We start from the raw sequence: 16,375 nt of genomic DNA, 5'->3' as shown, positions 1-16,375 counted from the left end.
GTCTCGATCTGAGACAGCGTCAGGAGGCGCGCGGGAGACGGCGCCCGGGCGGGGCAGATTCGAGCCAGGAGAGGAAGCCCGTGAGCGCGCCCGGCCCCATGGCGATCTCGATCGCTTCCTGCGTCTCCGACTCGCAGCGCAGCACGGTCGAGCCTTCGGGAACGGCGTAGGCCTCGCTCCCGGACGGGTCACGCCGGTCGGCGATCTGCATGCTTTCGCGCTGGAAGACGCGGTCCGGGCCGGTCCGCAGGCTCCACACGCGGTACCAGACGAACTCGTCGCCCTCGTAGCGGCCGAGCCCCAGGTGCCAGCTGGACCGGGCGGCGTCCGGACGCCACCGCAGCGCGACGCTCACGCCCCCGCCGCGGCGCATCCGGATCCACCGCTGGCCGTACCAGGCGACCAGCACGGCGAGCACGATCAGGAGCCCGACTACGACCACGGTGATCTTCACGGCCCGGCTCCTGCCCGCATCCCGCTCAGGCCGTCTGACCTGCCGCGCGGAGCTGGGCCGTGGCCCTCGTCCGCTCGGTCTCGTCGTCGGCGCTCAGTGCCGCCTTCGCCGCGTTGACGTCGATTTCGTCGGACAGCTCGGCGCTCTCGGCGAGAATGCTCACCCCGGTGCCGGTCACGGAGAGGAATCCGCCGTGCACGGCCGCGCAGACCGTCTCGCCGTCGGTGGTCGAAACCTTGACCACGCCGCCCTCCACGAGCTGCCCGAGCACGGGTTCGTGGCCGGCCATGATGCCGATCTCGCCCTCGGTGGTCTGGGCCACCACGAAAGTGGCAGTACCCGACCAGAGACGGCGCTCGACGGCCACCAGCTCCACGGACATCTCAGCCACGTAGCACTCCTTAACTCGGGGTGTTGCCACCGAGTGTAATAGGTCGGACTCGCTCTATGAGAACGGCGGGGGCCCGAGTCCACAATGGACACAGCCCCCGCCGTCGTCAGGACATCACTTCTTGGTGATTTCCTTGTACTTCTTCTCGAGGTCCTCGAGGCCACCGATACCCAGGAACGCCTGCTCCGGGTAGTGGTCGAAGTCACCCTTCGAGATGCGGTCGAACGACTCGATGGTCTCCGAGAGCGGCACCGTCGAGCCCGGGATCTGCGTGAACGCCTCGGCGACCAGCATGTTCTGCGACAGGAACCGCTCGATGCGGCGCGCGCGCTGAACGGTCAGCTTGTCCTCTTCCGAGAGCTCGTCCATCCCGAGGATCGCGATGATGTCCTGCAGCTCCTTGTACTTCTGCAGGATCCGGATGACCTCGGAAGCCACGCGGTAGTGGTCCTCACCGACGATGGCCGGGTCGAGGATCGTCGACGTCGACGCCAGCGGGTCCACCGCCGGGAAGATGCCCTTCTGGAAGACACCACGCGAGAGCTCGGTGGTGGCGTCCAAGTGGGCGAACGTCGCGGCCGGGGCCGGGTCGGTGTAGTCGTCCGCGGGGACGTAGATCGCCTGCATCGAGGTGATCGAGCGACCCCGGGTCGAGGTGATCCGCTCCTGCAGCTGCCCCATCTCGTCGGCCAGCGTCGGCTGGTAACCCACGGCCGAAGGCATGCGGCCCAGCAGGGTCGACACCTCGGAACCGGCCTGGGTGAACCGGAAGATGTTGTCGATGAACAGCAGCACGTCCTGGTTCTGCACATCGCGGAAGTACTCCGCCATGGTCAGCGCGGACAGGGCGACGCGCATGCGCGTGCCCGGCGGCTCGTCCATCTGGCCGAACACGAGAGCGGTGTCGTTGATGACGCCGTCTTCGCTCATCTCCAGGAAGAGGTCGTTGCCCTCACGGGTGCGCTCGCCGACCCCGGCGAACACCGACGTACCACCGAAGTTCCGGGCGACACGGGTGATCATCTCCTTGATGAGCACCGTCTTGCCGACGCCGGCACCGCCGAACAGGCCGATCTTGCCACCCTGGACGTACGGGGTGAGCAGGTCGACGACCTTCAGGCCGGTCTCCAGCATCTCCGTCTTGCCCTCGAGCTGGTCGAAGGACGGCGGGTTGCGGTGGATGCCCCAGCGCTCGAGGTCGTCGCCGTAGCCGGGCTCGTCGAGGCACTCGCCGAGCGCGTTGTAGACGTGGCCCTTGACCTTGTCGCCCACCGGCACGGTGATCGGCTTGCCGGTGTCGGTGACCTCGGCGCCCCGGACCAGGCCGTCCTGCGGCTGGAGCGAGATGGTGCGGACGAGGTTGTCACCCAGGTGGCTGGCGACCTCGAGGGTCACCGTCTTCCGGAGCTGCTCGAACTCGATCTCGACCTTGAGGGCGTTGAACTGGTCGGGCACGGAACCGCGCGGGAACTCGACGTCGACGACCGGACCGGTCACCGACACGATGCGCCCCTTGGCGCGCGGGGCTTCAGTACTGGTCATCAATCATCACTTCCTGCTGCGGTGAGCGCGTTCGCGCCACCGACGATTTCGGAGATCTCCTGGGTGATCTGCGCCTGGCGGGCCTGGTTCATCTCCCGCGTCAGGTTGCCGACCAGCTCGTTCGCGTTGTCCGACGCGGCCTTCATCGCCGTCCGGCGGGCGGCCAGCTCGGACGCCGCCGACTCGAGCAGCGCCGAGTAGAGACGCGTGTTGATGTACTTCGGCAGGAGCGCGTCCAGGAGCTTGTCGGCGCTCGGCTCGAACTCGTAGCTGGGGAGCAGCCCGGCGGGCTTCTCCTCTTCGCCTTCGGAGTACTCGACCTCGAGCGGCGCGACGCGCTTGGCGGTCGGGCGCTGCGTCAGCATCGACACGAACTCGGTGTAGACGATGTGGATCTCGTCGACACCCTCGATACCGTCGGCGTTGCCGTGCTCGTCGTCCACGCCGCGCATGAACGACTCCACCAGGGCGTCCCCGGCCGCGACCGCGTCGGCGTAGCCCGGCTGGTCGGAGAAGCCCGTCCAGCCGTCCACGACGTCGCGGTTGCGGAACCGGTAGTAGTTCAGCCCCTTGTTGCCGGTGACGTAGACCTTCGGCTCCTTGCCCTCGTCACGAAGCAGGGCGAGCAGCTCTTCGGTCGCGCGCAGCACGTTGGAGTTGTACCCACCGCACTGGCCCTTGTCGCTGGTCACGACCAGGACGGCGGCCCGCTTCGGGTTCGGGCGCTCCACCAGCATCGGGTGGTCGAGCGTGGTGGCCGCGCCGGCCAGCGCCGAGAGCACCTTGGTGATCTCGTCGGCGTACGGCCGGGAAGCGGCGACCCGCGCCCGCGCCTTCGTGATGCGCGCGGTGGCGATGAGCTCCATCGCCTTGGTGATCTTGCCGATCGACTTGGTCGCCTTGATGCGCGACCGGAGTTCCCGGAGTTGTGCGGCCATGAGCTACCAGCTCACTTCTTCGGGGCGGGCTTGTTGACCTTGACGGTCTCCTGCCCGACCTTGTCGGATTCCATGGCGTCCGCGTTCGCCTCGAGCGGCTTGCCCTCGGAGGTCGTGAACTCCTTCTTGAACTCGTTCACCGCGTCGACCGCCTTCTCGCGGGTCTCCTGGGGGAACTTGCCCGATTCGCGGATGCCGTCGAGCAGGTCGGCGTGCTTGCGGCGGGCCGAGTCGAGGAACTCGTGGTTGAAGCGCCGGACGTCCTCGGTCGGGACCGAGTCGTAGTGGCCGTTCGTGCCCAGGTACACCGTGAGGACCTGCTCCTCGACCGGGATCGGCGAGTACTGCGGCTGCTTGAGCACCTCGTACAGCCGGGCACCGCGCTCGAGCTGCGCCTTCGAGGCGTCGTCGAGGTCCGAGGCGAAGGCGGCGAACGCCTCCAGCTCGCGGTACTGCGAAAGGTCGATCCGGAGCGAGCCCGCGACGTCCTTCATCGCCTTGACCTGCGCGGCACCACCCACGCGGGACACCGAGATGCCCACGTCGATGGCCGGGCGCTGGCCGGCGTTGAACAGGTCCGACTGGAAGAAGCACTGGCCGTCGGTGATCGAGATGACGTTCGTCGGGATGTAGGCCGACACGTCGTTGGCCTTGGTCTCGATGATCGGCAGCCCGGTCAGCGAGCCGGCACCCAGCTCGTCCGACAGCTTCGCGCACCGCTCCAGCAGGCGGGAGTGCAAGTAGAAGACGTCGCCGGGGAACGCCTCGCGGCCCGGCGGGCGGCGCAGCAGCAGCGAGATCGCGCGGTACGCGTCGGCCTGCTTGGTCAGGTCGTCGAACACGATGAGGACGTGCTTGCCCTCGTACATCCAGTGCTGGCCGATGGCCGAGCCGGTGTACGGCGCGATCCACTTGAAGCCGGCGGAGTCCGACGCGGGGGCCGCGACGATGGTGGTGTACTCCATCGCGCCCGAGTCCTCGAGGGACTTCTTGACCGCCGCGATCGTCGAACCCTTCTGGCCGATGGCGACGTAGATGCAGCGAACCTGCTTCTTCGGGTCGCCGGTCTCCCAGTTGGCCTTCTGGTTGATGATCGTGTCCACCGCGACGGCCGTCTTACCCGTCTTGCGGTCACCGATGATCAGCTGGCGCTGGCCGCGGCCGATCGGGGTCATCGCGTCGATGGCGGTGATGCCGGTCTGCAGCGGCTCCGACACCGGCTGGCGCTCGACCACCGAAGCGGCCTTGACCTCCAGCGGACGGCGGTCGGTGGTCTCGATCTCGCCGAGGCCGTCGATGGGGGCGCCCAGCGGGTTGACGACGCGGCCGAGGTAGCCGTCGCCGACCGGCACCGACAGGACCTGCCCGGTGCGCTTGACCTGCTGGCCCTCTTCGATGCTTTCGAAGTCACCGAGGATCGCGGCACCGATGGAGCGCGCGTCCAGGTTCAGTGCGACGCCCAGGACGCCGCCGGGGAACTCGAGCAGCTCGTTGGCCATGGCCGAGGGCAGGCCCTCGATGTGGGCGATGCCGTCACCGGCGTCGATCACGGTGCCAACTTCTTCCCGGCTCACGTCCGGGGCGTAACTCGAGACGTAGTTCTCGATCGCGCTACGGATCTCATCCGAGGAGATCGTCAGCTCGGCCATGTCTTTCCCGCTCTCGCTTCGTTCTTGCCAGTATGCAAAGTCTTGTGTGACCTGGGGCTATGCCCGGGCCAGCCGCCTGCGCAGCGCCGCCAGCTGCCCCGACGCGCTCCCGTCGATGACCTCGTCGCCGACGCGGACGACGAGCCCGCCGCCGAGCCGGGGGTCGACCTCGACGTGCAGCGCGATCTGCCGCCCGTAGATGTCGTTCAGCTTCGCGCCCAGCTGGGCGGTCTGCTCGTCGGTCAGGGCGCTCGCGCTGGTCACGTACGCGACCGAGCGCCGGCGGCGTTCCGCGGCCAGCTTGACCAGCTCGTCGAGCCCGACGCCGACGCCGCGGCCCTTGGCCCGGCGGACGACCTGCTCGACGAGGGTCTCGGTGACCACGTCCACCTTGTCGGCGAACAACCCGCGCACCAGCGTCCGCTTGGCTTCCGCGGGGCCGGTCAGGTCCGAGAGCGCCGTCTCGAGCTCCGGGTGGTTGGCCACGACCCGCGAGACCTGGAACAGCTGGGTCTCGACGGCGTCGATGTTGCCGGTCTTCTCGGCCGCGGTGAGCAGCGCGGAGCGACCGAGCGACTCGAGTCCGTCGACCAGCTGACGCGGGCTGGACCAGCGGCTGCCCGCCACGGCGTCGAGTACCTTCAGGGCCGGTTCGGACAGCTTGCCGTCGAACAGCCGGCGCACCAGCGCGGTGCGCGCTTCCGGCGTCGCCGAGGCGTCGCTCACCGCCCGGCGCAGGCCGATCTCCCGGTCCAGCAGGTCGACGACCGAGAGCAGCTCGTCGCCGACCGTGGCCGCGTCGGCTCCCGCGTCGGCCAGAACCTCGCCGAGGCGTTCCTCGGCGAGGCCGAGCGCTTCACGGCTCGCAGCATGCAGCGTCATCTCTGGTCTACTTCCCCGCTCCACCCGCGGCACCGGCGGTGTCCAGCTCCGCGAGGAACCGGTCGACGGTGCCACGACGGCGCGCCTCGTCTTCGAGCGACTCGCCGACGATGCGGCTGGCCAGCTCCACGGCGTTGCGGCCCATGTCGGCCCGCAGCTCGGCGATGATCTGCGCCTTCTGGGCCTGCAGCTGAGCGTGCCCCTGGGCGACGATGCGCTGGGACTCGGACTCGGCCTCGGCCCTCAGCTCCGCCTTGATCTGCTCGGCTTCGAGCCGGGCGTCGTCGCGGATCTTCGCGGCCTCGCTCCGGGCCTCCTGCAGCTGCGCCTTGTACTTCGCCAGCGCGTCTTCGGCTTCGGCCTGGGCCTTCTCGGCCTTCTCGATGCCGCCCTCGATCATCTGGGCGCGCTCTTCGTACGCGGCCTCGAAGCGAGGGACGACGTACTTCTTAAGAACGAGCAGCAGGATCACGAAGGCGACGATCCCGAGAATGACCTCGGGAATGTGCGGGATGATCGGGTTGGGCGCCTCTTCGGCGGCCAACACCAAGTCAGTCTTCAGCACGTCGTCTCCTTAAGCGATGAGCTGGCGAACTCAGGCGGCGGAGGCGATGAAGTAGATGACGATACCGATCAGGGCCAGCACCTCGGTAAGCACGAAGGTCGAGAAGCCGATGCCCTGCAGCTTGCCCTGCGCCTCCGGCTGACGCGCGGTGCCGTTGATGACGGCGGCGAAGATCAGACCCACACCGATACCCGGGCCGATCGCGCCCAGGCCGTACCCGATGGCGGCGAGGCCGGGGTTGATGTTGACGGCCTGCTCGGCGGCCTGGGCCAGAACGATGTTGCTCACGTGCATTTCCCTTCACTTCGGTCCGCGCGCTCGCGCGGATCGGGGGCTTGTGTTCTCAGTGCTCCGACGCCAGCGCGGCGCCGATGTACCCGGCCGACAGCAGGGCGAAGATGTAGGCCTGCAGCACCTGGATGAAGGCTTCGAGGAAGGTCATCAGAATCGCGAAGACGAACGCCACCGGCGAGACGAGCTTGAGCCCGAAACCGTCGGTCTCGGTCAGCAGGAAGCTGCCGCCGAGGGTGAACACCATGATGATGAGGTGACCGGCGAACATCGCGGCGAACACTCGGATGGCGAGCGTGGCCGGCGCGATGAAGAACTTCTGCGCGAACTCGATCGTCGAGAACAGCGGCAGCACGAAGCCCGGGACTCCGGCCGGTGCAAGCTCCTTCTTCAGGTATCCCCTGAAGCCGTAGCGCTTGAAACCGACGTAGTGGTAGACCGGGTAGACGACCAGCACCGAAAGCGCGAGCGGGAAACCGATCCGCGCCATGGTCGGGAACTGGAAGAACGGGATGATCCCGAACAGGTTGTTCACCAGTACGAAGGTGAACAGGCCGAGGATCAGCGGGATGAACGGCTTGAAGTCCTTCGAGCCGATCTGTTCCCGCGCGATGTTGTTGCGGCCGAAGTTGTAGACCGACTCGGCGATGAACTGCGACTTGCCGGGGACGACCTTCAGCTTCCGGGACGCCAGCACGAAGTAGGCGATGATGATGACCAGCGAGATCACCACGAGCAGCATCGGCTTGGTGAAGCTGCCCCAGTACCCGGAGCCGAAGATAGGCGGCAGGTTGAAGTCCGCCACACCGGGGGGCGTGAATGTGCCACCCTCGGTCAGTACCAGCGCGCCCACTGGGCTCCTTCCGGTTCTCCCGGCCGGCGTTCACTCCGCCGGGGGAATCGTCACGATCTGGACTTAACGTACCCGATACGTATCGGGACGTCGGAGGCGGCTACCCCACGGTTCGCAGAACACACCTTCACGTTCTGCACACGGGGTTGTCTCGCGTGAACACTGCCCTGCGGTCTACTTCGGACCAGCGGCGAAGAGGCGGAACTACACGGTCGCCACACTGCTGATCGCGGTTCGTCTTAGGGAGCGTGCGGCCGAGGCCGCCACCCTTGACGCGGACCATACCAGCAGGTCAATCAGTGCCGTACAGGCGTACTCCATACCAACCGATCAGCGCAGGACCTAAGTCCCGGGTCGATCCGGGACCCAGGTCCGGGGCCGGGCGGGACCGGCTCCGGAACGTCGCAGGCGGCGGGTCCCGATGACTTTTCAAGGAGCGCACGAAAGCGCACTTTTGTGGTCCCGGTCACACTCGGGCGGCCGCAGTGCGGTGCACGGTGAGTAACGGAAGAACCGGGCGTTCCGGACCGGCGTCAGGAGGGGATGATCGTCGGGATCTTGGTCTTGCGGAAGGCCGCGAACTCGGCCGCGGCGGCCAGCAGGATGGCGACGATCATCGTGATGCCCAAGGACATCGGGTGCAGCGCGGTGACGCCCTTGAGCAAGGTGAGCGCGCCGAACAGCAGCACGACCTTCACGACGTACCCGCCGAGCGCGATGACCATGACGAACATCGGGTCCTGGCCGGCACTGAACTTCATCAAGCCCAGCGTGGACAGCGACGCCAGCATGGCGAGCACCCCGCCGACGAGCGAGCCCAGGAAACCGGGCAGGCCGTTGAGGATGCTGAAGAGCGCGATGCAGACGATCACCGCGGGCGGGGTGATCAGCAGCGAAGCCTTCGTCATCGCGCGGGCGGCCTGCAGCACCACCTTGGCGTGCGGGTTCTCCTGCGCTTCGGTTCCGGTCTCGCTCACGGCATGGCTCCCTGCTCGGTTCAGCCACCGAGTGTAGAGAACGCGCCTGGTCAGGTTCCGGCCTGGTTGCGCGAACGCAGGCGCGGGACGATCGAGACGACCACCGCGAACACCAGCCCGACCCCGATGATCCACAGCGCCGCCGCGTCGTCGAACAGGGTCACCGAGACCGCGCCGAACGCCAGGATCCCGGCCCACAAGTAGATGAGCAGCACCGCGCGGCGCTGGGAGTGCCCGATCTCCAGCAGCCGGTGGTGCAGGTGCATCTTGTCGGCCGCGAACGGGCTCTCGCCGCGGCGCGTGCGCCGGACGACCGCCATGATCAGGTCCAGCAGCGGCACGAACAGCACCGCCGCCACGACCACCAGCGGCGACAGCAGCGCGATCGCGTCCTTGCCGCTGAACTGCGGGTACGGCACGCGCCCGGACGCGGACGTCGTCGCACCCGCGAGCATCAGGCCGATCATCATCGACCCGGAGTCGCCCATGAAGATCTTGGCGGGCTGGAAGTTGTACGGCAGGAACCCCAGACACGCGCCGGCGAGCGTGGCCGCGATCAGCGCGGGCGGGTAGGTGCCGACGTCGCCGCCGGAGCTGTCGAGCAGGCCGAGGGAGAACGCGCACGTCGCCGCCGCCGCGATGAAGCCGAGGCCGCCGGCCAGCCCGTCCAGGCCGTCGACGAAGTTCATCGCGTTGACCATCACCACGACCATCACGACGGTGAGCAGCGCGCCCTGGTTCTTGTCGAGCACCAGCACCGAGCCGAACGAGTCGCCCTGCCCGCCCCACGGCACCCAGAACGACACCCACTGCACGCCGAAGATGACCAGGATCCCGGCGCACATGACCTGGCCGGCCAGCTTCGTCCAGGCGTCCAGCTCGAACCGGTCGTCGAGCGCGCCGATCAGCGAGATGACCCCCGCCGCGAGCAGCACCCCGACCGAGTCGAACGAAGCGTCGAAACCGTGCGACAGCGCGGGCAGCTGGTGGGCGAGGCCCATCGCGCCGGCGACGCCGAGGAAGATGCCGATCCCGCCCATCCGCGGGATCGGGGCGACGTGGACGTCGCGCGCCCGCGGGTTGGCGATCGCGCCGACGCGGATCGCGAGGCGCCGGACGACGCCGGTGAGCAGGTACGTCACCGCCGTCGCGGTCAGCGCGACGAGGATGTATTCCCGGATGGGGAGAAGACCGGATGTGGGCGGCACGGGTGCGTCACGCTCGCGGGGTCGGGGTCACCCGCGACACGCTATCGTGCCGCGGACAACGCCTTGATCCGGCTTCACGCCAAGGATTCCGCGGGCACACCGAGCACCTCCGCGATGGCGTCCTTGCTCACGGCGCCCTCGCGCAGCACCACCGGTTCGGTGCCGGTGAGGTCCACGATGCTCGACGCGACGGGCTCGCCGCTCGACCCGCCGTCGAGGTACACCGCGACCGAGTCGCCGAGCTGTTCCTGCGCCTCCTGCGCGGTGCTGGCCGGCGGCCGGCCCGAGACGTTCGCGCTCGACACGGCCATCGGGCCGACGTCGCGCAGCAGCTCCAGGGCCACCGGGTGCAGCGGCATCCGGAGCATCACGGTGCCGCGGGCGTCGCCGAGGTTCCACTGCAGACTCGGCGCGTGCGGGAGCACGATGGACAGATCGCCCGGCCAGAACGCTTCGACGAGCGCGCGCGCCTGCGGGGGCACGCCGAGCACCAGGCCGTCCACAGTGGACCACGATCCGACGAGCACGCCGACCGGCATGTCCGGGCCGCGGTTCTTCGCGCGCAGCAGCGCCTGGACGGCGCCCGCGTCGAACGCGTCGGCACCGATGCCGTAGACCGTGTCGGTCGGCAGGACGACCAGCCTGCTCGACCGCACCGCGCCCGCGGCCGCCGCCAGTCCGTCGGCCCGGGACTCCCGCTTGCTGCAGTCGTAGACCACGCTCATGAGCGCCAAGCGTAGTCCCGCCGCCGGAGCGGGCGTCCGCCGCGTCACACCGGCCGGGCCCGCGGCGGGCACGGCGACACCGGCGGGGATCGGCGCGCGGCCCGCGGGGGCGCCCCCGTCTTCCACGCTACCGGCGAGCACCGACGGTTTCCGGCGCTCGCGGCGCGCGCGGCCGGACTTGTCCACAGCACCGGACTGCAGTGAATGACCCATTCACCTCGTCCGGCGCCAGGAATGAGTCATTCACTGCGGTCCGGCGAGGTGCTCGTTGCCGGCCAGACTTTCGTCGTGGGGCAAGCGGGTGGACCTCGCCGCGAGGCGGAACCGGGACAGCGAGGCTCAATACGGTCGATCTTCGGGAACCACCACCCCCGTGGGTTCCCAGTGAAGGAGCCGCAGATGCGTTCCAGAACCCCGAAGGCGCTCGTCCTGCTCGCCGCGGTCACCGTCCTCACCGGGCTCGGCGCCGGCACCGCCGCCGCCGAGCCGCTGACCCGCGGCTGGCCGGCGCCGATCGACGCCGCGCACTGGGAGAACCAGGACCACATGACCTGGTCGGACTACAAGAAGGTGCCCGGCACGAACTGGGCCGACCCTTCCCTGAAGCCGACGCAGCGCACGTTCAAGGGCGCGGTCGTCCTCGCCGACTACCCGGACCAGGACTTCGTCGTCACGAAGCCGGCGAACTCGACGATCTTCGGCAACCCCGGCCCCGCCGCCGCGAACATCCCGCGGGCCGGCGTCGCGCAGTACTACCAGGACTTCCTCAACAAGCCCGAAGCGCTCAACAACGGGCACACGATCAACGAGTACTGGATGGAGGACTCCGGCGGCCGCTTCGGTGTGCAGCTGACCGCGTTCGGGCCGTACCGGATGCCGGGGAAGTCCTACGAGTACGGCATGGAGTTCCAGCCGAGCGCCTGCCCGCCCGGCGCGAACTGCGCTCGTGACATCCGCAAGGACGCCGGCGACGCCTGGCGCGCCGACGTCGGCGACACCGCGAACCAGTTCGACTTCGTCTTCTACCTGTCGGCCGGCCAGGACGAGAGCTCGACCTGGCAGGAGTTCGGCGAGATGAAGTTCGGCACCAAGGAGAGCGTGCCGGACGCGTTCGGCCCGCCGGACCACGACCTGCCCAACTACGCGGCGACGCGGTACGTGCCGTGGACGTCGTGGGCGTCGGCCGCCAGCATCTGGCCGAACGCCCAGAACGGCAGCTCGGTGCAGGCCGAGAGTTCGGGTCAGTCGACCTACGCGCACGAGTTCAGCCACATCCTGGGCATCGGCGACAACTACAACAACCCGTTCGGGAACCCGCCGTCCCGCGCCTACAGCGGACCGTGGGACATGCTGTCGCGCGGCACGTTCAACGGGCCCGGCGGCCCGCACACGCGCTGGCAGATCCCGGCGACGCAGGGCAGTTCGATGGGTGCCCAGCACCAGCTGCGCAACAAGCTGAAGCTCGGCATCGTCGACCCGGCGGACGTCCTGCAGCTGGACCGGAACGCGCTGGCGTCCTCGGGTCCGGTGTCGGCCCGCCTGACCGCGCGGGAGACGGAGGCGCAGCCCGGCGCGTTCACCGGGCTGAACATCAAGCTCACCGGCGGCGACAAGGCGCCGAAGTGCGACCGGGCGAAGGACCCGTTCTGCGACGGCGGCGGCTACGACAACTACACCGTCGAGGTCGTCGACCGGATGGGCGCGGACTCGTTCGCCCCGGACTCCGGCGTCATGATCACCAAGACGAAGAACAAGGACGACGCGCCCTTCGACTGGGTGATCGACGCGAACCCGCAGGACATCGGCATCACCGACTACACGAAGCCGGACGGCACGCCGGTGAAGATCACCGTCGGCGACTACCGGCAGCTCAACGACGCCCTGTTCAAGGCGGGCACCGAGGCGTCGGCCCCGTACGAGTACACCGACCAGGCGAACCGCCTGCGGTTCCTGATCACCGACCTGGCCCGCGACCGCCGCGGCGTCCTGTCGTACACGGTGACGGTGGCGTCCCTGGACGGGTCGGGCAGCCAGGCACGCGGAGCGGCGGTGACCCCGGCCCCGCCGGCGTTCGCCCGCGGCGGCCTCGCGACGTGCGACTTCGGCCTGCTCAACACGGGTTCGGCCCGGGGCGCGCAGGCACCGTACGACACGGACACGTACCGGCTGAGCGTGTCGACGGACGCCCGAGGCTGGCAGGTCCGGCTGCCGAACGAGCTGGCGACGGCGAAGTTCGGCGGGCACGTGAAGGTGCCGGCGTACGCGAAGCGAGGCTCGGGCGGTGACCTGGCGGCCCGGGTGAAGCTGACGGCGACCTCGGTGAGCGACCCGTCGAAGACCGCGACGGCGAGCTGCACGGCGTTCGGCTTCTAGCGCCCGGCCGAGGTCCGGCGCCCCGCGGCGGCCCTCCCCAAGCGCCCCAATGTGGCGTTGGTTGCGTCTCACGCACCCAATAGTGGCGTTCGGTGCGTCAGACGCACCGAACGCCACATTGGGTGCGTCCCACGCACCGAACGCCACATTGGGGCGCTGCGTGGCTCGCGGTTCAGCCGGGTGGGTCGTCGTCTGTGGGGTGGCGGGTCTGGACCCAGTGCAGGGTGTCGGCCTCGGGCCACCAGCCGGCCGGCTCCGGCCGGGGCCGCGCGCCCTCCTCGGCCCACCAGCGCGGGGGCGCCTCCTCACCCATGCCCTGACGGTATGAGCGCAGCGTCCCCGGCACACCGGTCGAGGGCGGCCAACGTCCGGTTCCGGCCGGATCCGAGCGGGCTCCGACCGCGCGGCCCGTGCCGGTCGGTGCGGACTCCGGGCCGCGCCCGGCCTCGGAACCGGGGCGCGGAACCCGGCCTCGGAATCCGAGCGCGGAATCCGGCCTCGAAACCCGGCTCGGAACTCGTGCCCGGCCGGGCACGGAACCCGCCTCGGAACCTGTGCCGGCCGTGCCCGGCCGGCCTCGGAACCTGTGCCCGGCCGAGCGCGGAACCCGCCTCGGAACCCGGCCTCCCACCCACCGCTGGCCGGAAGCGGACAGTGGCCGAACCCGCCCCTGCCGGTGCACCGGGCCCCGGCCTTACGTTGGCGGTGGAAGATCACCGCACGGGGAGGACCACCATGATCAAGCGAGCGCTGGCCGGGTTGGCCGTGGCGGCGGTCATCGGGACGCTGGGCGCGCCGGTGGCGGCCGCGGCGTCGGGCAGCGGTGATCCCGCGGTCCGGCCTCCGGGGCAGTGCGTCTGGATCTGGACCGAGGGCCCGCCTCAGTGCAAGAAGCTGGAGTAGCCCAGCCCGGGGCACAGGCCGAGCTGCGTCGGCCGGGGCAGGGGCCGACTCGCGTCGGCCTGAGCCCAGCACGCCCAGCCGGGCACGAGACGCGGGCGTCAGCCCAGCCAGCCCAGCCGGGTCGCGGCGAAGACCGCCGCCACCCGGTTGTCCGCCTGCAGGGCCTCCAGCAGCCCCTGCACGTGCCTGCGGACCGTCCGCTCGCTCACGTCGAGGTGCCGCGCGATCGCTCCGTCCGTCATGCCCGTCGCCAGCAGGTCGAGCACCTTCGCCTGGGTCGGGGTCAACCCGTGGCGCGGCTGGGAATCCGGCCCCTGCACCGCGACCGCCTGGCTCCAGACCAGCTCGAACAGCATCCGCAACGACGCCACGATCGTCGGGCTGCGGACGAACAGCGCGCCGTCCATGCCGCTCGGGTCGAGCGGGACCAGCGCCGAATGGCGGTCCGCGATCACCATCTTCATCGGCAGCTCCGGCGCCACCCGCATGGTCCAGCCGGCGGCCACGCTCGCGTCGACGACCTCCTTCGCGCCCTCGAACTCCAGCGCCGCGCGCTCGTACACGTTGCGCAGGACGACCCCGCGCTCGGTCACCGCCTCCGGCAGCCGCATCACCGTGCCCGCGTCCGGCTTGCGCTTGAAGTGGCGCGTCGTGAACGTCAGGAACTCCTCGCGCGCGGACAGGCACAGCTCCAGCGACAGCGAGCCGATGCGCCGCGGGTCGGTCAGCACTTCGACGGCCGCGGTGCCGCCCGCGCCGTTCGCCGCCCGGTACACCGCCTGCAGCACGTCGAGCTGCTGGCGCGCCGCGACGATCTGGCGCTGCTGCTCCAGCAGCTGCTGCTGCGCGCCCAGGATGGCGTGGTCGACCGCGCGCACCGGCTCCATCGGCGCGATCACCGGGTCGTCGCGGTAGTCGCGGCGCGCGAACCCGCGGTCGAGCAGCTCCCGCATCTCCGGGCTCTCGGCCCGCGGGTCGTCCAGCGGTAACGGCCCGGTGCGCACCATCGCGTCGTACAGCGCGCCCGCGCCGGGTGTCAGCAGCCCCTCGAGCATCCCGTGTCCCCTTCCGGCAGGGCGGGCGGGTCCGGCCGGATCCGGACATGACCGCTCTGCCGCCTACCCCACGCGCCGGACGGGGGAAAGGATTAGGCCGGTCGCGAAATCGGGGCCGGACCCGTCGAGGGGGCGGGTCCGGCTCGTCACCAGCGCCGGGACGGGTCGATCACGTGGACGGCCGCTTCCTCCGCCGACGCCGCGCCGCCGTCGATGCCCGCGTCGGACGCGTACAGCTCTTCGTCGGTGTCCGCGCCGAAGCCCTCGTCCGTCGCCACCAGGCGGCCCGCGCGGACGTCGCCGACCTCGTCGTCGATCAGCTCGCCGTCGGTGTCTTCGCTGTCACCGAGACCGTCACCCTCGTCGGACGCGAGGTCCGGGACCTCGCGGGCCAGCCGGCCTTCCCAGCTCTCGCCCTCGGCGGTCTCGCGCGCGGTCGTGCCCCAGTCCTCGGTTTCCCGCGGGCGTTCCGGCGGTGAGTACCCCTCCGCCAGCTCGTCGCGGTCGTCCAAGGTGTCCTCGGGGTCGAGGATGCCTTCGTCGGCGTGGTCTTCGATGTCGTCGTTCATGCGCCCATCCTCGCTCAGCTCCTTGGCCCCGCGTGGCTCGGGTGATATCACCGTGCAGGCACACCGCACGGGCGGTGTTCCGGTGAAAGGGGTCCCCATGCCGATGAGACGCAGGGTGCTGGCCGCCGGGCTGGCCGGGGTGTTCGGCGCCGCGCTGTCCGGGCGGACCGCCCAGGCCGCCCCCGCCGCGACAGCACCGCCGGTCCGGCTCGACCAGCTGAACCTGGTCAACCTCTCGCACGTCAACGATCCCGCCACGACGAACGTCTTCCCCGGCGACCCGGCCTTCGAGCTGGAAACCATCGCCACCATCCCGGACGACGGCTACTACCTGCAGTTCGTCCGCGAAGGCGAGCACACCGGCACGCACTGGGGTGCGCCCGGCCACTTCAACACCGGCGAGCCCTTGGCCGACGACATGGATCCCGCGGATCTATTCCGGCCCGCCGTGAAGATCGACATAAGAGCGAAGGCCGCGGGCAACCCCGACTACGGCGTCACGGTCGACGACCTCAAGGCGTGGGAGAAGCGCCACGGCCGGATCCCCGACGAGTCCGTCGTCGTGCTCTGGACCGGCTGGGACGCGAAGTGGGGGACCCCGGCCTACCCGAACACCGACGCCGACGGCGTGCTGCACCAGCCCGGGTTCTCGATCCCGGCGGTCGAGTGGCTGATCGACACCGGACGGCTCGGCCGCCGGGGTGGCACCGGCACCGACACGTTCAGCCCGGACGTCGGCACCGACGAGACGTACACGGTGTCGAAGCTGGTCTACCGGCGGCACCGGATCAGCCTGGAGATCCTGGCGAACCTGAAGGCCCTGCCGACGACGGGGGCGTGGGTGCTGGCGGGCGGCCCGATCAACCGCAACGGCGCGGGTTCGACGGCGACGATCTTCGGCGTCCTCCCACCCGGAGTCCGCGCAGACTGAGCGCCCCAATGTGGCCTTCGGTGCGTCAGACGCACCGAAGGCCACATTGGGTGCGTCAGACGCAACCAA

Annotated in this window: 18 protein-coding genes; 3 read left to right on the top strand and 15 right to left on the bottom strand. The window is 69.8% G+C overall.

Annotation, left to right across the window (positions count from 1 at the left end; all coding sequences use genetic code 11):
• Positions 1-19: 19 nt before the first annotated feature.
• From AB0M83_RS23975 to AB0M83_RS23920, 12 genes are all read right to left on the bottom strand, one after another.
• The gene (locus AB0M83_RS23975) at positions 20-454 is read right to left on the bottom strand and encodes a DUF2550 domain-containing protein (RefSeq protein ID WP_257918441.1); all 435 of its coding nucleotides are present in this window, start codon (positions 452-454) and stop codon (positions 20-22) included.
• A gap of 25 nt (positions 455-479) precedes the next feature.
• Positions 480-845 (bottom strand): F0F1 ATP synthase subunit epsilon, encoded by a 366-nt coding sequence (locus AB0M83_RS23970; protein ID WP_364520497.1) that lies wholly within the window; start codon positions 843-845, stop codon positions 480-482.
• A 114-nt stretch (positions 846-959) separates the two neighbouring features.
• Positions 960-2,387 carry a F0F1 ATP synthase subunit beta gene (gene atpD, locus AB0M83_RS23965; protein WP_285476233.1) on the bottom strand — a complete coding sequence of 476 codons (1,428 nt, stop codon included), beginning with the start codon at positions 2,385-2,387 and terminating at the stop codon, positions 960-962.
• On the bottom strand, positions 2,387-3,325 hold the full coding sequence (locus AB0M83_RS23960) for a F0F1 ATP synthase subunit gamma (RefSeq protein WP_364520496.1): 939 nt from the start codon (positions 3,323-3,325) through the stop codon (positions 2,387-2,389). The genes atpD and AB0M83_RS23960 overlap by 1 nt, the downstream gene beginning before the upstream one ends.
• 11 nt (positions 3,326-3,336) lie before the next feature.
• Positions 3,337-4,974 (bottom strand): F0F1 ATP synthase subunit alpha, encoded by a 1,638-nt coding sequence (gene atpA / locus AB0M83_RS23955; protein WP_364520494.1) that lies wholly within the window; start codon positions 4,972-4,974, stop codon positions 3,337-3,339.
• Positions 4,975-5,031: 57 nt separating this feature from the next.
• Positions 5,032-5,856: a F0F1 ATP synthase subunit delta gene (locus AB0M83_RS23950; RefSeq protein WP_364520492.1), complete on the bottom strand. Its 825-nt coding sequence runs from the start codon at positions 5,854-5,856 to the stop codon at positions 5,032-5,034.
• A gap of 7 nt (positions 5,857-5,863) precedes the next feature.
• Positions 5,864-6,421 (bottom strand): F0F1 ATP synthase subunit B, encoded by a 558-nt coding sequence (locus AB0M83_RS23945; protein WP_364520490.1) that lies wholly within the window; start codon positions 6,419-6,421, stop codon positions 5,864-5,866.
• 30 nt (positions 6,422-6,451) lie between these two features.
• Positions 6,452-6,709, bottom strand: a complete 258-nt coding sequence (locus AB0M83_RS23940; protein WP_026468506.1) for an ATP F0F1 synthase subunit C — start codon at positions 6,707-6,709, stop codon at positions 6,452-6,454.
• Positions 6,710-6,764: 55 nt separating this feature from the next.
• Entirely contained in the window at positions 6,765-7,565 is an 801-nt protein-coding gene (gene atpB, locus AB0M83_RS23935; RefSeq protein ID WP_364520488.1) for a F0F1 ATP synthase subunit A, read from the bottom strand.
• Between the two features lie 533 nt (positions 7,566-8,098).
• Complete coding sequence (locus tag AB0M83_RS23930) at positions 8,099-8,542, bottom strand: hypothetical protein (RefSeq protein ID WP_364520486.1); 444 nt, start codon at positions 8,540-8,542, stop codon at positions 8,099-8,101.
• Positions 8,543-8,592: 50 nt separating this feature from the next.
• A complete protein-coding gene (locus tag AB0M83_RS23925) occupies positions 8,593-9,750 on the bottom strand; it encodes an MraY family glycosyltransferase (RefSeq protein WP_364520484.1) in 1,158 nt (385 codons plus the stop codon).
• Between the two features lie 74 nt (positions 9,751-9,824).
• Positions 9,825-10,475 carry an L-threonylcarbamoyladenylate synthase gene (locus AB0M83_RS23920; protein ID WP_364520643.1) on the bottom strand — a complete coding sequence of 217 codons (651 nt, stop codon included), beginning with the start codon at positions 10,473-10,475 and terminating at the stop codon, positions 9,825-9,827.
• 399 nt (positions 10,476-10,874) lie between these two features.
• Between AB0M83_RS23920 and AB0M83_RS23915 the strand changes: the two genes are divergently transcribed.
• The gene (locus AB0M83_RS23915) at positions 10,875-12,848 is read left to right on the top strand and encodes a M6 family metalloprotease domain-containing protein (RefSeq protein WP_364520482.1); all 1,974 of its coding nucleotides are present in this window, start codon (positions 10,875-10,877) and stop codon (positions 12,846-12,848) included.
• 172 nt (positions 12,849-13,020) lie between these two features.
• On the opposite strand, the gene AB0M83_RS23910 is transcribed toward AB0M83_RS23915, so the two are convergent.
• Positions 13,021-13,161, bottom strand: a complete 141-nt coding sequence (locus AB0M83_RS23910) for a hypothetical protein (protein WP_364520480.1) — start codon at positions 13,159-13,161, stop codon at positions 13,021-13,023.
• Positions 13,162-13,583: 422 nt separating this feature from the next.
• On the opposite strand from AB0M83_RS23910, the gene AB0M83_RS23905 reads away from it, so the two are divergent.
• Positions 13,584-13,751: a hypothetical protein gene (locus AB0M83_RS23905; RefSeq protein ID WP_364520478.1), complete on the top strand. Its 168-nt coding sequence runs from the start codon at positions 13,584-13,586 to the stop codon at positions 13,749-13,751.
• 98 nt (positions 13,752-13,849) lie between these two features.
• On the opposite strand, the gene AB0M83_RS23900 is transcribed toward AB0M83_RS23905, so the two are convergent.
• Positions 13,850-14,806, bottom strand: coding sequence for a LuxR C-terminal-related transcriptional regulator (locus tag AB0M83_RS23900; RefSeq protein ID WP_364520476.1), 957 nt, complete (start codon positions 14,804-14,806; stop codon positions 13,850-13,852).
• Positions 14,807-14,952: 146 nt separating this feature from the next.
• Positions 14,953-15,375, bottom strand: a complete 423-nt coding sequence (locus AB0M83_RS23895; protein ID WP_364520474.1) for a DUF5709 domain-containing protein — start codon at positions 15,373-15,375, stop codon at positions 14,953-14,955.
• Positions 15,376-15,472: 97 nt separating this feature from the next.
• On the opposite strand from AB0M83_RS23895, the gene AB0M83_RS23890 reads away from it, so the two are divergent.
• Positions 15,473-16,306: a cyclase family protein gene (locus tag AB0M83_RS23890; protein ID WP_364520472.1), complete on the top strand. Its 834-nt coding sequence runs from the start codon at positions 15,473-15,475 to the stop codon at positions 16,304-16,306.
• Positions 16,307-16,375: the final 69 nt, after the last annotated feature.

Source organism: Amycolatopsis sp. NPDC051106, from assembly GCF_040682775.1.
Taxonomy (GTDB): domain Bacteria; phylum Actinomycetota; class Actinomycetes; order Mycobacteriales; family Pseudonocardiaceae; genus Amycolatopsis.
Note: the sequence above shows the minus strand (reverse complement) of the source record. Positions and strands in the feature narration are given on the sequence as shown.

Excerpts from the sequence above, each read along its gene's own strand:
- atpD (WP_285476233.1), bottom strand. The coding sequence starts at position 2,387 with ATGACCAGTACTGAAGCCCCGCGCGCCAAGGGGCGCATCGTGTCGGTG.
- AB0M83_RS23960 (WP_364520496.1), bottom strand. The coding sequence starts at position 3,325 with ATGGCCGCACAACTCCGGGAACTCCGGTCGCGCATCAAGGCGACCAAG.
- atpA (WP_364520494.1), bottom strand. The coding sequence starts at position 4,974 with ATGGCCGAGCTGACGATCTCCTCGGATGAGATCCGTAGCGCGATCGAG.
- AB0M83_RS23950 (WP_364520492.1), bottom strand. The coding sequence starts at position 5,856 with ATGACGCTGCATGCTGCGAGCCGTGAAGCGCTCGGCCTCGCCGAGGAA.
- AB0M83_RS23920 (WP_364520643.1), bottom strand. The coding sequence starts at position 10,475 with ATGAGCGTGGTCTACGACTGCAGCAAGCGGGAGTCCCGGGCCGACGGA.
- AB0M83_RS23915 (WP_364520482.1), top strand. The coding sequence starts at position 10,875 with ATGCGTTCCAGAACCCCGAAGGCGCTCGTCCTGCTCGCCGCGGTCACC.
- AB0M83_RS23910 (WP_364520480.1), bottom strand. The coding sequence starts at position 13,161 with ATGGGTGAGGAGGCGCCCCCGCGCTGGTGGGCCGAGGAGGGCGCGCGG.
- AB0M83_RS23905 (WP_364520478.1), top strand. The coding sequence starts at position 13,584 with ATGATCAAGCGAGCGCTGGCCGGGTTGGCCGTGGCGGCGGTCATCGGG.
- AB0M83_RS23900 (WP_364520476.1), bottom strand. The coding sequence starts at position 14,806 with ATGCTCGAGGGGCTGCTGACACCCGGCGCGGGCGCGCTGTACGACGCG.
- AB0M83_RS23895 (WP_364520474.1), bottom strand. The coding sequence starts at position 15,375 with ATGAACGACGACATCGAAGACCACGCCGACGAAGGCATCCTCGACCCC.
- AB0M83_RS23890 (WP_364520472.1), top strand. The coding sequence starts at position 15,473 with ATGCCGATGAGACGCAGGGTGCTGGCCGCCGGGCTGGCCGGGGTGTTC.